Raw genomic sequence first — 13,982 nt, 5'->3', positions numbered from 1 at the left:
GTTGCCGATGACGGGGGCGCCGTGCAAGCAATCGCTTACACCATCCGTTTGACAGTATTGTCCTTGCGCACGAAGTGGTGCCAGATCGCCGCAATGACGTGCAGCCCGATGACGTAATAGAAAATCGTGCCCAACAACACGTGGTAGTGCTCCAGCGTTTCGGCGGTGTCCTTGGACATATCGAACGGCGCGGGGATGCTCAGGGACGTCAGAGGGATGGGCAGGGCACCGCGCTCCAGCAGCACTGTGAACAGACCCAGCAGGGGTTGGGCGAACAGAAAAGCGTACAGCGCGTAATGGGACAGCGTGGCAGCCAGGCGCAATACGCCTTCCAGGGGCGGGGTGATGCCCGGCGGTGTGTGGCGGTGGCGCTCGGCGACGCGGAAAAACGCCATGACCAGCACGACGATGCCGACCCAGAAATGCGTTTGCACGACGAAAGTGCGCGCGTCGCTGCCACGGGCCAGTTGGGTACGGCTGAGTATCAGCGCATAGGCAAGCACGATCAGGATCGCCATCACCCAGTGAAACCAGCGGGCTTTGTAGCTGTAGCGTTCGGTATCGGAAGGTTTGCTCACGGTCAGGTCTCTTGGTTGTTTTTTTGACTGGCGCGGTGCAGTAACCGCCCTGCGCCTTCATAACCCAATGACTGACCGTCGTCGAGGGGCACGTGCGCTGCGCCCGGTGAGGGAACCGCAGCGACTCCGCGCCCGGGCCACACCTTACGTATTACACCTTTGCAATATGCTTATAACTAACTGGCGAGTTAATAAGTTGTTTTGATTTTCAAAAGGGGGTGGAACGGGGTGAGTAGTGGCTGTCTGATATTTAACACTTCTTCGTCGTTATATGAATTGGACGTTACTTCATTCGTTTGAATTCCTTCAAATTGAGGCACAAAGTCGCACACCCGTCTCGCTACGTATCAGGAATAAATGAGTGCTTTTTTTATTCCTATTCGGCATCAAAAATCCGGCTAATTGCATTTGACAGGGCATCTGATCGGATCCATCTTAATGCCTCCAAGGCTCAGATACCTGACTATCAGTTTGAAAAAGCTGGCATTTTGCCCGTGCTTGCCCGGGGCCTTGAAGTTTAGTGAATCAACCGAAAAGGAAGGGCATTTCCATGGATGCTTCGGGCTTCGTTCAAACTTTAAAATGTAATAACTCCGATTCGGAAGTCTGGTTCGATTCATCACCCACTGTATATAAAGAGTGCCAGGACAAATTGCTGCGGGCCTATCCGGAGATGCGCGAGCTTATTACCGGATTATTGCCCACTGAACCGGGTCGCTCGGAGGCCAGCGTCAGCGGCGCCACTACCAACCCGGCACTGATCAGTCACGCGGTCCTGAGCCATGCGGCCCATTACCGGGACTTTCTCTACACATTGCCGGCGTCGATGCCGACGGACGCTCGCTTTCGACAGCTCTACAACCAACTCATCATCGACAGCGCACAGCCGCTGCTCCCCTTGTTCCGGCAAACGAAGCAGCAGGCGGGCTGGCTGTCCGCACAGATCGAGGGCGGGCACTGGATGAATCAGGACGCACTGGTTGCCCGGGGGCTGGAACTGGCCGCGCTGGCGCCAAACATCATGATCAAGATTCCGGGCAGCGCCCAGGGCTATCGCGCCATCGAGCAACTGGTGGCCCGGGGCTGCTCGATCAATAACACCTTCTGTTTTACCGTCTCCCAGCTGGATGCCTGCCTCAAGGCCATTCACGCCGGGCGCCGGCGGGCGCTCGCCAATGGCGTGAACACGGAGCGGGCGCGTTACGTGGTCAGCTTCATGATCGGCCGGCTGGGTGCGGCACCGGAATTTGAGCGGCAGGCGCGGGCCAGTCGCATTCACCTCAGTGCCACGGATAAGCGCTGGGCCGAGCTTGCGGTCTATCAGGCGATGCAGGCCCTGATGCGACGGCGCGAGACACCGGCGCAACTGTTGCTGTGCAGCATCAAGATCGACGCTGACGCGCGCGGTCGCGAGCATTGCTGGCACCTGCAGCGCACCGGCGCCGACACCACGCTGTACACGCTGACGCCCCGGCTCATCGAATTCCTTGTACGTCGCCAGCAGGCCGGTCGCAGCATCGCACCGGCGACGGATTGGGTGCAGATTCCCGGCAAAGTCCTCGACCGCCTTCTGGCCATCCCTTATTTCAACCAGGCCTACTTTGAGGGCGGCCTGACACCGGACGAATACGCCCGTCATCCGGCATTCCTGACCGCAGGCAATGACGTGCGCCTAGGCGTGGAGCGCCTGCACGGGTTCATCGCCGACACCCTTGATCCGCCGGGTTTCACGCCTCGCACTGCGCGTCGCCAGACGACCCTGGAGGGGCGGGCATGAACCGCATGATTGGCCTCTGGGCCCACCCGCGCTCGCGATCAACGATCCTCGAAAGGGTATTCATCGAGCGCGGTGACTTCGAGGTTTTTCACGAGCCGTTTTCGCACATGGCCTTCGACGAACAGTCCGCCATTCCCCATGGGGACCTCAACTGCGGCGTGCCCCGTGACTATGAAGCGATCAAGGCGCTGTTGCGCGACGCCCGCCAGCGCGCTCATGTTTTCCACAAGGATATGGCTTATCACTGCCTCACCCCGTTGAAGGACGACGCCGCGTTTCTCGAGGAGCAACAGAACGTCTTCATCATTCGCGACCCCGCCCGGGCGATCCTGTCCCATCACGCCATCTTCCCGCAGATGCCGGCGCACGCGATCGGTCACCAAGCGCTGTACGACCTCTTCTGCGAGGTCAGACGGCTGACCGGCAAAACCCCTCACGTGATCAACGCAGAGGATCTGGCCAGCCGACCGGAAACCACGCTGCGCAGGCTTTGCGACCACCTGCAGATGGATTTCATGCCAGAAGCGTTGAGCTGGAATGCGAGTTGCCCCGAGCAATGGAAAGCCTGGCGCAGCTGGCACACGGATGCCGAAAACAGCACGACGATCATGCCGGGCAGCGCCGACTTCGACCCGCGTCCTCTGCACGCCAATCCCCACCTGATGACGTATTACCAGCTGCATCAACCTTTCTACGAGCGCATGAATCAGTTCACGGAGCAGGGACAGCCATGAGAAAAATCGTTATCACGGGCGCCGCCAACGGCATCGGCAAGGCCACCGCCCTTGCCTGCGTCAAGGCGGGCTACTACGTCATCGCGGCGGACAGCGACAGACTGGGCCTGCAGTCGCTTCAGGCAAGCCTGCCCCTGCACCGACTGGAAACCCACCTGGCGGACTTCTCCCAGGCGCACGTTTATCAATCGTTTATCGGCGATCTGTACGACCTTCACAAACATCGGGCGCTGTATGCGCTGGTCAACAACGCGGGGATCTATCACGGCAAAAGTGTGTACGACTACACCGACGCGGAGGTGGACGAGATCTGGGCGGTCAACCTCAAATCGCTGGCGTACCTGTCCCGGGACTTTGCACGGCGGGAGCCGGCGACCGGCTACTTGCGCAGCATCGTCAACATCACCTCGGTGGCAGGGGAGGTCGGCAGCATGGATGCGTGGTACGGCGCCACCAAGGCTGGCGTGATCGGACTGACCAAATCCAACGCCTGGAATTTCAGCCCCGGGGTCAGGGTGAACGCCGTGTCCCCGGGGCTGATTCGCGACACCTCGATCCATGACCGTATTCCCGAGCACCGACGCCGAGAGTACGAGCGCCAGGAACTCATCAAGGAACCCATTGAGCCCGACGGAGTAGCCGACGTCATTCTGTTCCTGCTGTCGGAGCAAAGCCGTCACCTGACCGGAAAAGTCATCGCAGTGGATAACGGCGCCTACCCGCGCTAGTCGTCGTAATCAGAAGGTCTTCACGCATTTCAAGGAGTAGCACCATGCACCGCAAAAAACTGCTCATCGTTGGCGGCGGCAACTTGTGCCTGCAAATTCTGCAGATTCTGGCCCCGCGCAATCAGTTTGAATTCCACCTGGCGAGCCGCGATATCGAGAAAGCCGCGCGGATGTGTAACTTGATCCGCCTGGCGGCGCTGCAACAGAACGTGACGGTCGAAATCCACAGTCACTGCATGGACCTGCGTGAAGCGTGCATCAGCCGCAATGCCGAAACGCTGTTGCAGATCCGGCCTGACATCATCCTCAACTGTGCCTCGCTGCAATCCTGGCGAGTGATCACGCAATTGCCGGCCGAGCGCTTTGCGGCCCTTGATCAGGCGCAACTCGGGCCCTGGCTGCCGATGCACCTGGCGCCGGCCTAGGCCCTGATGCGAGCCGTCAAACAATCCTGCCCGAAAAGTCTGGTGATCAACGCGGCGTTCCCGGATGCGGTCAACCCGATTCTCTACAAGGTTGGCATGGCGCCGGACGTCGGCATCGGCAACATCGCCAACCTGATCCCGGCCACGCGCTCCGCCATTGCGCGTCTGGCGGGCTGCCTGCCTGCGCAGGTGTGCGCCAAACTCGTGGGCCATCACTATTTCAGCCACAGCGTGCCCCGCCACGGCCTGCCGCCGCAGCGGCTGGACGCCAGTTTCAACCTGACGTACTGGATTGACGGCGAAGAGCGCACAGGTGAACTCTCGGCGGAGGCTATCTTCGCCTGCGTCGCCCGTGAATTCAGTCGGCTCGGCGGCGTCGACGGGCAGTACCTTACCGCCATGTCGGCGGTGACGGTGCTGGAAAACCTGCATGCCGAGCACGAGGTGCGGGTGCACGGCCCGGGTCCACAAGGCCTGCCCGGCGGTTATCCAGTCAAGGTCGGCATGGGCAAGGTCCTGCTCGACCTGCCTTACGGCGTGACCCGGGAGGAAGCCATCAAGGTCAATGAAGCAGGGCAGCGGCTGGATGGCATCAAGCTGATTCGCGCCGACGGCACGGCGGTGTTTGGCGAGGCGCAGATGCAGGTCATGCAGCGCGAACTGAATTTCGACATGGCCGAGATGCGCGTGTGCGACGCCGCCGCCTGGGCAGAGGAGTTGGGCAGCAAATACCAGGCGTACGCCCAGGGCAGCCAGCACAACAACAACAACCATCACACAGGAGTCGCCGACCATGCCGCCGCTAATCGCGCTTTCGCCTGCTGACCCATTGGCACTTGCCGAACACGATTACGCCCGGCAGTACGAGGCGGACTTTGTCGAGCGCTGGGACGAACTCATCGATTGGGAAAAGCGCGCGGCCGGCGAGGGCTCCTTCTTCTACGATTTGCTGCGCAAGGCCGGCGCCTGGCGTGTGCTGGACGCCGCCACCGGCAGCGGCTTTCACGCGGCGCAGTTGCGCAAGGCCGGCTTCGACGTCACCGCCAGCGACGGCAGCCCGACCATGGTGGATCGCGCCCGACGCAATTTCGACCGGCTGGGGGTTGACGTGCCGGTCCACCGTTATGACTGGCAAGCGCTGGACGCTCGGGTACTGGGCACGTTCGACGCGGTGCTGTGCCTGGGCAGTTCGCTGTGCCACCTGTTCGACCGCGAGGCGCGCATCGCCGTGCTGAAACGGTTTCGGCAGATGCTCAAACCCGGTGGGCTGCTGCTGATCGATCAGCGCAATTTCGAAGCGATTCTCGCCGGCCGCTTCACGTCTTCAGGGCGCTATTACTACTGCGGCGACACCGCTCGCGTCACCGTGGGTGAACTGAATGAATCGGTGTGCGAGTTCGTCTATCGCTTCGCCGACGGTGCGCAGTATCGGCTGCGGGTGTGTCCGATCCGCCCGCGTCAGTTGCAGGACGAACTGCGCGCGGCAGGTTTCAGCGCCCCCCATGCGTATGGCGATTTCAAACCGGTCTACGACGTCATGAACGTCGACTTCATCGTCCACCAGGCCCACGCCTGACGCTGACTCAAGGAGGAGCATTGTCATGATCAACCACACCCCTGGCCTGATGCCGCCCAACAACCTGGTGCCATACCCGTTCAGCGAGACCGGCACGGCCCCGTCCTCCCCCCGACCGCGAGTTATCTGGTTGACCGGTCTGTCGGCGGCGGGTAAATCCACCATTGTCGACAGCCTTAACCCGGTGCTTCGGGCACGAGGGCTGAACACTTGCATTCTGGACGGCGACTCCGTGCGCACCGGTCTGTGCCGCGACTTGAGTTTCTCCACCGAGGATCGTGATGAAAACGTGCGGCGGGTGGCGGAAGTGGCGGCGTTGATGGTTCAGGCGGGGTTGACGGTGATGGTGGCGTTGATCTCGCCCACCCGCGCGGCCCGAAAGCTGGCCCGTTCGGTTGTGGGCAGTGCGCGGTTTGTGGAGGTGTTTGTGGATGTGCCACTGGCGGTGGCTGAAGCCCGGGACCCGAAAGGGCTGTACCGCAAAGCCCGGGCCGGGAGGATTCCGGGTTTTACCGGGGTGGATTCGCCCTACGAACCGCCAGTGTGTCCGGAACTGCATATTCGCACTGATGAAGTGGAGGTGGGGCGGGCGGTGAGGATGATTGATGACTGGTTGTTGGCGCGGGGGTAGGGGGCCGGGACTCGAGCTTGTCCAGGGAGCCTGTCCATTCATGATGGACGGGCTCCTTGTGCGACCGCTAAACACGTACTGTCGCCGAGAGGGTCACCGCTAGCAGATGGGCGCATGCGTCATCACCGATCAACCGATGTCCGGGGAAGCACGCCGCTATTTCTTGCGTCTGCTGTCGCCCGGACGCACCTGCCGTTTCTTGTTTATAGACAGCTCAAATAGCAGCGTTGAACGCCCGGTGACTGGATAGCTGTCGCCAAACATGAATCTTTCCTCACCGCCTTCCAGCTCCGGCTGATGGGTATCCAGTTGCGATGTCCAATGCTGGCCCAGCGGTACCTCGGGCAGAACGAAGTCGACGACATCAAAATGGGCGTTGACGATGATCAACAGGGAGTTCTCACCACCCGCTTTACGGATGCCCGTAGGTTGTGCGCGGCCATCGAGCAGAATACCCATGCAGCGATTGTTGCCATCATTCCATTGTTCGAGGGTCATCTCCTGACCATTAGGCTGCACCCAGCTCACGTCTTTGATGTCCAGGTGTTCGTTGTACACCCCGGTGAAGAAACGGTTGCGGCGCAGCAGCGGATAACGCTGGCGAAGCTGGATCAGGTACCGCGTGAAGTCTTGAAGTTCGGCGCCTTTCTGACCGATGTCCCAGTTGAGCCAACTTGTCTCATTGTCCTGGCAATAAGCGTTGTTGTTGCCCCGTTGAGATCGGGCGAATTCATCCCCGGCCAGCAGCATGGGTGTGCCCTGAGCCAGGAACAGTGTGGCGAGCAAATTGCGCATCTGCCTGTAGCGCAAATCGATGATCTCGGGATCATCCGTGCCGCCCTCGACGCCGCAGTTCCATGAGCGATTGTCAGAATGGCCATCACGATTACCTTCACCGTTGGCCTGGTTGTGCTTGTCGTTATAGGACACCAAGTCGTGGAGCGTGAACCCGTCGTGGGCCGTAATGAAGTTAACCGAAGAAGCAGGCTCTCGGCCCCGTCGGTTGAACTCATCGCCGGAGGCCAGGAAGATTTTGGCAAAATCACCGAGTCGATCCGCATCGCCCTTCCAGAACGCGCGGGAAATATCACGAAACTTATCGTTCCATTCCATCCACCCCGGCGGAAAGTTACCGACCTGATAACCGCCCGGCCCGCAATCCCAGGGTTCTGCGATCAACTTGACGTGATTGAGGGTCGGGTCCTGGCGACAGGCATCGAGAAAGCCGCCGCCTTCATCAAAGCCGTGGGGTTCGCGGCCCAGTATCGTCGCCAGGTCAAAGCGAAAGCCGTCCACCCCCATCTCATTGCTCCAATAGCGCAGCGAGTCGGTGACCATCTGTAATACGCACGGGTGACTCATGTTCAGCGTATTACCCGTACCTGTGTCGTTGATGTAATAGCGCGAATCGTCAGGCATCAGGCGGTAATAGTTGGCGTTATCGATGCCCTTGAGGGACAGCGTCGGCCCCCTCTCATTGCCTTCGGCCGTGTGGTTGTAAACCACGTCGAGAATGACCTCGAGCCCTGCTTTGTGCATCCGCGAGACCATCACTTTGAATTCGCCGATCGACGCGCCGGCCATGTAGCGGGCATGGGGCGCGAAGAAGGCCAACGTGTTGTAGCCCCAATAATTGCGCAAGCCTTTCTCAAGCAGGTGATGGTCATCCAGGAAGTAATGGACAGGCATCAATTCTACGGAGGTCACGCCGAGCCACTTTATGTAGTCAACCACGTCACTTTCGTGGAAGGCGGCGAACGTACCGCGCACTGCCTCTGGCACGCCGGGATGCTGTTGGGTGAAGCCGCGCACATGGGTTTCGTAAAAAACGGTACGCGCCCAGGGCACATTGGGTTTGGGCGTGTTACCCCAGGTGAAGGCCGGGTCAATGACCCGACAGCGCGGCATGAAAGGCGCACTGTCGCGCGCGTCGAAGGACAGATCCGCATCGGGGTGGCCGATGGTGTAGCCGAACAGCGCATCGTCCCACTGCAACTCACCGACGATTTGCTTGGCATAAGGGTCGATGAGCATTTTGTGATGGTTGAAACGATGGCCCTTGTGCGGCTCGTACGGCCCGTGCACTCGATACCCGTAAAGGGTGCCCGGCCGTGCATCGGGCAGGTAACCATGCCAGGTTTCGTTGGTGAATTCCGGCAGTTCGATCCGCTCGATTTCTCCCTTGCCATCGGCATCGAACAAGCACAGTTCGACCTTGGTGGCGTGGGCCGAAAAGATCGCGAAGTTAACCCCGGAACCGTCCCAGGTCGCTCCCAGCGGATAGGGCTGACCTTCCAGGATGCGTGAGTGCGTCTGGTTCCGGAAGGCGTCATAAGCGCTGATTTTGGCCTCGTTCTCAGGCGTCTTGGCGGTCATATACATGGCTCATGTTTAGCGTCTTTCGTTCCTGTCGGGTCGAAAGCGCTATTTGAAGAGAAGAAGGGCGGGTGCGGGCATCGTTTGATATCGATGCAACTTCACTGGTCTTCAACGCCCTCGATGACGTGCAACAAAGATGAGTGGATTGAGGGGCAACGGAATCAGTCTGTTCAAACTGAGCCTTGCGCGCCATGGCAACAGTCTGATTTTTATTGAATTTTTACGCTGACTTTAAAAAAGACAACGATAACTTGATGCCCGAATAAGTAGGCTTGCTCGCAGTTTATTCAAGGTATCGAGAGCATCACTATGAAGCAGTGCGTCACGTGTCATTCGAGTTCTGTTTACGGTTTCGCCGAGGGCCAGAAGCGTTCTGTACATGCCCGACTGTTCCATCGTATCTACGGCGGGGTTGCCTTAGTGCTCGTCGCAACCAGCGCTACAGCGGATCCACTGGCTGCGCCCAGTCTTTCCAGTACCTTGCAGCCCAATGACAACCCCTTTGCCATTGATGCCGGACCCCTTGGGAAAGTCTATGTCAGCGGGCAACTGTCGGGGATAGGGCTCTGGCAGAACCATGTGGTGGATGCCCCCGACACGGGCAACTCCACGTCGCTTTCAGATGTCAGCAATGCTCAGGTAGAAGTACAGAGCACCGAGGGGCCGCTGCAGTTTTATATTCAGGCAGGGTCTTATTCGCTACCGTCGCTGGGTACGCCATACCTCAAGTCTGACAAGACAGTGGACAGACTTTACGGCGACGTGCCAGTTGGTTATCTGAAGGCGGTTATCAGCCCGGAATTCTCCGTCATGGCCGGGTCGCTGCCCACCCTGATTGGCGCCGAGTCGACCTTTACGTTTCAGAACATCAACATCCAGCGCGGACTGCTGTGGAATCAGGAACCTGCCAGCAGTCGCGGTGCGCAGGTCAACTATTCCAGCGGCAACATAAATGCCGCCCTGTCAGTGAACGACGGTTTCTATTCAGGAAAGTACAACTGGGTGACGGGGTCGTTCTCATACGCGCTTGATGCGGCTAACACGTTAAGCGTCATTGGCGGTGGAGATTTTTCCAGTAATTCGAAGTCGTCGGTTGCAACGCCCACTGCTCAGAACAACAGCCAGATTTACAACCTGATCTTTACCCACACAGACGGCGCGCTTGTTCTCACGCCCTACCTGCAATACACACGGGTCGATGAAGACTCACACGCCGGGATAGATCGCGGGGCTGAAACCTACGGTGCCGCATTCCTGGCCAAGTACAGTTTCTCGACTCGCTGGTCGATTGGCGCCCGTGCCGAGTATCTGGACAGCAAGGGCGGGGACTGTTCAACCGACGAAGATTGCTCGCCGACAAACTTGCTGTATGGGGCAGACTCCAACGCCTGGTCGCTGACGGCAACGCCTACCTATCAGGACGGTCGTTTCTTCGTCCGGGGTGAGCTCGCTTACGTGCGTGCCGAAGATGCTGCCTCGGGTTCGACCTTCGGTGACAACGGTACCCGGCGCGATCAGGTTCGGGTGCTTGCGGAGACCGGCGTGCTGTTCTAACCGGCGTAAAGGGGCAAAATCCATTAGTGCAATAACAAGCGTCGGGCGGGTAACTAAAGGTCCAGTGCCGCCCGATGCCGTGCGCCACCGTTCGCTTATATAACGTCAGTCAAGAAACCGTAAAGAAACCTCACGGCCACTTGTTTTATCTGTCAATTAACTCAGCATGCACACTCCAACGAAGGCAGGTGGGCGAAATGAATCATTCCGACTTGGGCATGATGATTATTTTATTGATCGGTGTATTCGGTCTGGCAACCTTCATCTTTGAAAAGTTAGGCGCACACTATTCGAAAAGATCCAAAAACCGTCGGTGACCATGGAGCACTATATCCAGCCGACCTTTCGCAGCTTGCGGTAGAGAAACGAACATCCCAGGATGACGCCTGTGAGTGCCGCCGGATAACCGTATTTCCAACCCAGCTCAGGCATGACCTGGAAGTTCATCCCATACAGGCTGAATACCATGGTGGGCACAGCGAGTATGGCGCCCCAGCCCGCGAGCTTCTTAACCACTTCATTCTGACGGATCGTGATTTGCGCCAGAGCCACCTGCATTGCCGCGGCGATCATCTCTCGCATACGATCACAATCGGCTGTGATGCCCCCGACGTGATCCAGAATGTCTCGGTAATAAATCCGTGACTCTTTGGGAATGATATCTCCATGAAACCTCAGTAGCCCCGTGCAGATTTCAGCCAAAGGAACCGCAGCGGCTTCCAGCACCATTATTTCGTTTTTCAGCTGATAGAAGCTTTGGAGATTATCCTTGGGCGGCAGCACGCTGAACAACTCCTCCTCCAGACGCCGAAACTCTTTCTGCAGGTGCTTCAGGCAAGGCTGGTATTGATCGACAACGAAATCGATCAGCGCGTACAACACATACCCCGGGCCTTGGGCCAATTTGTCGGACGTGTCCTCGCACCGTTCACGGACAGATCGATAACTCAATGCATTGCCATGCCTGACCGACAGGATGAACGTGGCGCCAATGAAGAGATGCGTCTCGCCAGTCACTATTTTTCCGTCTACCAGTTTGGCCGAATACAAGACAACAAACAGCGTGTCTCCATACTCTTCAAGCTTTGGACTCTGATGAGCGTGACGGGCATCTTCCACAGCCAAGTCATGAAGGCCGAACTCTTCCTGCATTTTTGTCAGCAACGCATCATCGGGTTCAAGCAGCCCCACCCACACAAATGTATCGGGCCGGCTCATGACCTCGCTGATGTCATCAATAGGGAAACTCTGCGCCTTGTGCCCCTGTTTGTAGGCGGCGCAATTAATAATACTGGCTTGCTGATCAGACATTGAGCACCGTCAGGGCGAATTCGCGGATGGGCCAGCGAGTCATTTTGACCGGCGACCGCTCTGCACATTGATCGATTGCACAGGTCACATCTCGACCTGCGTTCCAAGCTCAATCACACGGTTGAGCGGCAGCTTGAAGTACTTCAGGTTGCCATTGGCATTCTTTAACAAAATCGAAAACAGGCCCTCTCTCCAGCGAGACATGCCTGTGCGACGGGTGGAAATAACGGTTTCGCGACTGACGAAAAACGTCGTTTTCATCGGATCGAAACGCAGGTCTGGCAGTTGGCACAGCTTCAACGCTGCAGGGACATCAGGTTCCTCGATGAAACCAAAATGCAGACTGACCCGGTAGAAGCCTTCTCCTTGCCCATGGACTTCAAATCGTCTGGCCGGCGATACCCGGGGCGTGTCTTCCGACACCACGGTCAGCAACACCACGCGCTCATGAAGCACCTGGTTGTGCAACAGATTGTGCAGCAGCGCGTGGGGCACGCCATCGGCCTTGGCTGTGAGGAAAACCGCTGTGCCGCGCACACGGTGGGGGGACTGTGCGCGGATGCTGTCGATGAACGCGGGCAACTGAAGCGATGTTTCATCGAGCCTCTCGAGGACAATCCTGCGGCCCTTCTTCCATGTCGTCATCAAGATGAACAGAACGATGCCCGCGACCACGGGAAAAGCGCCTCCCTGGAGAATCTTGGCCGCGTTGGCACTGAAGAAAAGAATGTCGACCAGTAAAAACCCCAACAACATGGGAATCGCAAACCAGCGCGGTGTTTTCCAGAGCAGCAACACGACTGAGGAAGCCAGAATCGTGGTGATCAGCATCGTGCCCGTCACCGCTACGCCATAAGCGGCCGCCAGGGCACTGGACGATTCAAAGCCGATGACCAGCAGCACAACGCCCGCCATCAGCGTCCAGTTAACGGCGCCAATGTAGATCTGCCCCTGTTCCTGACTTGAAGTGTGCTGGATGAACATCCGCGGCACATAGCCCAGTTGAATGGCTTGACGCGTGAGTGAGAACGCGCCGGAAATTACCGCTTGAGACGCGATGATGGTTGCCAGCGTCGACAGCGCGACCATTGGCAGCAGGGCCCACTCGGGCGCCAGCAGGTAAAACGGATTTCGCACAGCTTCCGGGTTGCCCAGTATCAGCGCGCCCTGCCCAAAGTAATTCAGCGCCAGGCCCGGCAGTACCAACAAGAACCAGGCGCGCGAAATCGGCTTGCGTCCGAAGTGCCCCATGTCGGCATATAAGGCTTCAGCACCCGTCAGGGCCAGCACAACTGCGCCCAGTATGGTGATGCCTATGCCTGGATTGGCCGCGAAGAAATGGACTGCCCAGAATGGATTCAACGCCCGAAGCACTTCCGGGCGCTGCAAGATGCCGTAGATGCCGAGCGCCCCCAGCACTGTAAACCACAGCACCATTATCGGCCCGAACAACACGCCGAGGCGCGCCGTGCCGTGCTTCTGTATCAAAAACAAGCCGACCAGGACCACTACAGACAGCGGCACCACCCAGCGTTCTATACCGTCAAAAGCGAGTTCCAGCCCTTCAACGGCCGAGAGCACGGAGATGGCCGGCGTAATCATGCTGTCGCCATAAAACAGCGAGGCGCCGAAGACCCCGAGCAACACCAGGGTTTTGCCGAGCAGGGGATAGGGTGCGGCCGCACGCCGTGCCAATGCCGTCAACGCCATGATCCCGCCTTCGCCTTGATTGTCTGCGCGCAGGATGAACAGGACGTATTTCGCGGACACTACCCAGATGAGGGACCAGAAAATCAGCGACAGGATACCCAGCACACTGGCCTCGTTCGGCTGGACACCGTAATGACCTGAGAAGACCTCTTTGAGTGTGTAAAGGGGGCTGGTTCCTATATCGCCGTACACCACGCCGACTGCAGCAATCAGCATCGCGGCGGCTGACGTTTTTGGCGCATTGGTTTCAGCAGAGCTCGTTCGGTTATCACTCAATTTTTGCGTCTCGAAGGGGCTGGCCGAAGCGCAATTTCATGGGATTCAGAGCCAAACTGGATGGACCCGCCGCACAGGTCGCCATGCTTGGCTGGCGACGCAGATGGCAGGCAACCGCGGCTAAAGCTGCACAGTCGCCTTATTGCACGGTGACAGGGGGGTGGAAAATATTTGCCCATTATCGGTATGGACAAAGCATGCGCCGTAAAAAAACCGTAAAAATCTGAACGGGACTTTTCTTCGGTTGCTTTGTTGAAAAGTCGTGGGCTGCGGAGGGTGAGATGAACATCGCTTGAAACGAAG

Annotated in this window: 12 protein-coding genes; 8 read left to right on the top strand and 4 right to left on the bottom strand. The window is 58.4% G+C overall.

What is annotated here, in order from left to right:
- Positions 1-35 precede the first annotated feature (35 nt).
- The gene (locus tag EC919_RS22705) at positions 36-578 is read right to left on the bottom strand and encodes a cytochrome b (RefSeq protein WP_133776560.1); all 543 of its coding nucleotides are present in this window, start codon (positions 576-578) and stop codon (positions 36-38) included.
- 673 nt (positions 579-1,251) lie between these two features.
- On the opposite strand from EC919_RS22705, the gene EC919_RS22700 reads away from it, so the two are divergent.
- The 7 genes from EC919_RS22700 to cysC are packed head-to-tail and all read left to right on the top strand — an operon-like array spanning position 1,252 to position 6,449.
- Positions 1,252-2,355: a transaldolase family protein gene (locus EC919_RS22700; protein WP_166650611.1), complete on the top strand. Its 1,104-nt coding sequence runs from the start codon at positions 1,252-1,254 to the stop codon at positions 2,353-2,355.
- A complete protein-coding gene (locus tag EC919_RS22695) occupies positions 2,352-3,089 on the top strand; it encodes a sulfotransferase family protein (RefSeq protein WP_133776558.1) in 738 nt (245 codons plus the stop codon). The genes EC919_RS22700 and EC919_RS22695 overlap by 4 nt, the downstream gene beginning before the upstream one ends.
- Positions 3,086-3,817, top strand: a complete 732-nt coding sequence (locus EC919_RS22690) for an SDR family NAD(P)-dependent oxidoreductase (protein ID WP_133776557.1) — start codon at positions 3,086-3,088, stop codon at positions 3,815-3,817. The genes EC919_RS22695 and EC919_RS22690 overlap by 4 nt, the downstream gene beginning before the upstream one ends.
- A gap of 44 nt (positions 3,818-3,861) precedes the next feature.
- Positions 3,862-4,242: a hypothetical protein gene (locus tag EC919_RS27670; protein ID WP_347876991.1), complete on the top strand. Its 381-nt coding sequence runs from the start codon at positions 3,862-3,864 to the stop codon at positions 4,240-4,242.
- 6 nt (positions 4,243-4,248) lie between these two features.
- On the top strand, positions 4,249-5,067 hold the full coding sequence (locus tag EC919_RS22685) for a hypothetical protein (RefSeq protein WP_347876990.1): 819 nt from the start codon (positions 4,249-4,251) through the stop codon (positions 5,065-5,067).
- Positions 5,036-5,818, top strand: a complete 783-nt coding sequence (locus tag EC919_RS22680; protein WP_133776556.1) for a class I SAM-dependent methyltransferase — start codon at positions 5,036-5,038, stop codon at positions 5,816-5,818. Before EC919_RS22685 ends, EC919_RS22680 begins: the two co-directional genes overlap by 32 nt.
- 25 nt (positions 5,819-5,843) lie before the next feature.
- A complete protein-coding gene (cysC, locus tag EC919_RS22675) occupies positions 5,844-6,449 on the top strand; it encodes an adenylyl-sulfate kinase (RefSeq protein ID WP_432213839.1) in 606 nt (201 codons plus the stop codon).
- A 156-nt stretch (positions 6,450-6,605) separates the two neighbouring features.
- On the opposite strand, the gene glgX is transcribed toward cysC, so the two are convergent.
- A complete protein-coding gene (glgX, locus tag EC919_RS22670) occupies positions 6,606-8,825 on the bottom strand; it encodes a glycogen debranching protein GlgX (protein WP_133776555.1) in 2,220 nt (739 codons plus the stop codon).
- Positions 8,826-9,137: 312 nt separating this feature from the next.
- Between glgX and EC919_RS22665 the strand changes: the two genes are divergently transcribed.
- On the top strand, positions 9,138-10,382 hold the full coding sequence (locus EC919_RS22665; RefSeq protein ID WP_133776554.1) for a porin: 1,245 nt from the start codon (positions 9,138-9,140) through the stop codon (positions 10,380-10,382).
- 327 nt (positions 10,383-10,709) lie between these two features.
- On the opposite strand, the gene EC919_RS22660 is transcribed toward EC919_RS22665, so the two are convergent.
- Together EC919_RS22660 and EC919_RS22655 are read right to left on the bottom strand one after the other, a co-directional pair.
- Positions 10,710-11,693, bottom strand: a complete 984-nt coding sequence (locus EC919_RS22660) for a magnesium and cobalt transport protein CorA (RefSeq protein WP_133776553.1) — start codon at positions 11,691-11,693, stop codon at positions 10,710-10,712.
- Positions 11,694-11,777: 84 nt separating this feature from the next.
- The gene (locus EC919_RS22655; RefSeq protein ID WP_133776592.1) at positions 11,778-13,619 is read right to left on the bottom strand and encodes a potassium transporter Kup; all 1,842 of its coding nucleotides are present in this window, start codon (positions 13,617-13,619) and stop codon (positions 11,778-11,780) included.
- Between the last annotated feature and the right edge of the window lie 363 nt (positions 13,620-13,982).

The sequence above is a fragment of the Pseudomonas graminis genome (assembly GCF_004364335.1).
GTDB lineage: Bacteria > Pseudomonadota > Gammaproteobacteria > Pseudomonadales > Pseudomonadaceae > Aquipseudomonas > Aquipseudomonas graminis_D.
This window is presented reverse-complemented; position numbering and strand designations above follow the sequence as displayed.

Bases quoted from the DNA above. Each gene is read 5' to 3' on its own strand.
- EC919_RS22685 (WP_347876990.1), top strand. From the start codon at position 4,249: ATGCGAGCCGTCAAACAATCCTGCCCGAAAAGTCTGGTGATCAACGCG.
- EC919_RS22655 (WP_133776592.1), bottom strand. From the start codon at position 13,619: ATGCTGATTGCTGCAGTCGGCGTGGTGTACGGCGATATAGGAACCAGC.
- EC919_RS22695 (WP_133776558.1), top strand. From the start codon at position 2,352: ATGAACCGCATGATTGGCCTCTGGGCCCACCCGCGCTCGCGATCAACG.
- EC919_RS22700 (WP_166650611.1), top strand. From the start codon at position 1,252: ATGCGCGAGCTTATTACCGGATTATTGCCCACTGAACCGGGTCGCTCG.
- EC919_RS22690 (WP_133776557.1), top strand. From the start codon at position 3,086: ATGAGAAAAATCGTTATCACGGGCGCCGCCAACGGCATCGGCAAGGCC.
- glgX (WP_133776555.1), bottom strand. From the start codon at position 8,825: ATGACCGCCAAGACGCCTGAGAACGAGGCCAAAATCAGCGCTTATGAC.
- EC919_RS22660 (WP_133776553.1), bottom strand. From the start codon at position 11,693: ATGTCTGATCAGCAAGCCAGTATTATTAATTGCGCCGCCTACAAACAG.
- EC919_RS22665 (WP_133776554.1), top strand. From the start codon at position 9,138: ATGAAGCAGTGCGTCACGTGTCATTCGAGTTCTGTTTACGGTTTCGCC.
- EC919_RS27670 (WP_347876991.1), top strand. From the start codon at position 3,862: ATGCACCGCAAAAAACTGCTCATCGTTGGCGGCGGCAACTTGTGCCTG.
- cysC (WP_432213839.1), top strand. From the start codon at position 5,844: ATGATCAACCACACCCCTGGCCTGATGCCGCCCAACAACCTGGTGCCA.
- EC919_RS22680 (WP_133776556.1), top strand. From the start codon at position 5,036: ATGCCGCCGCTAATCGCGCTTTCGCCTGCTGACCCATTGGCACTTGCC.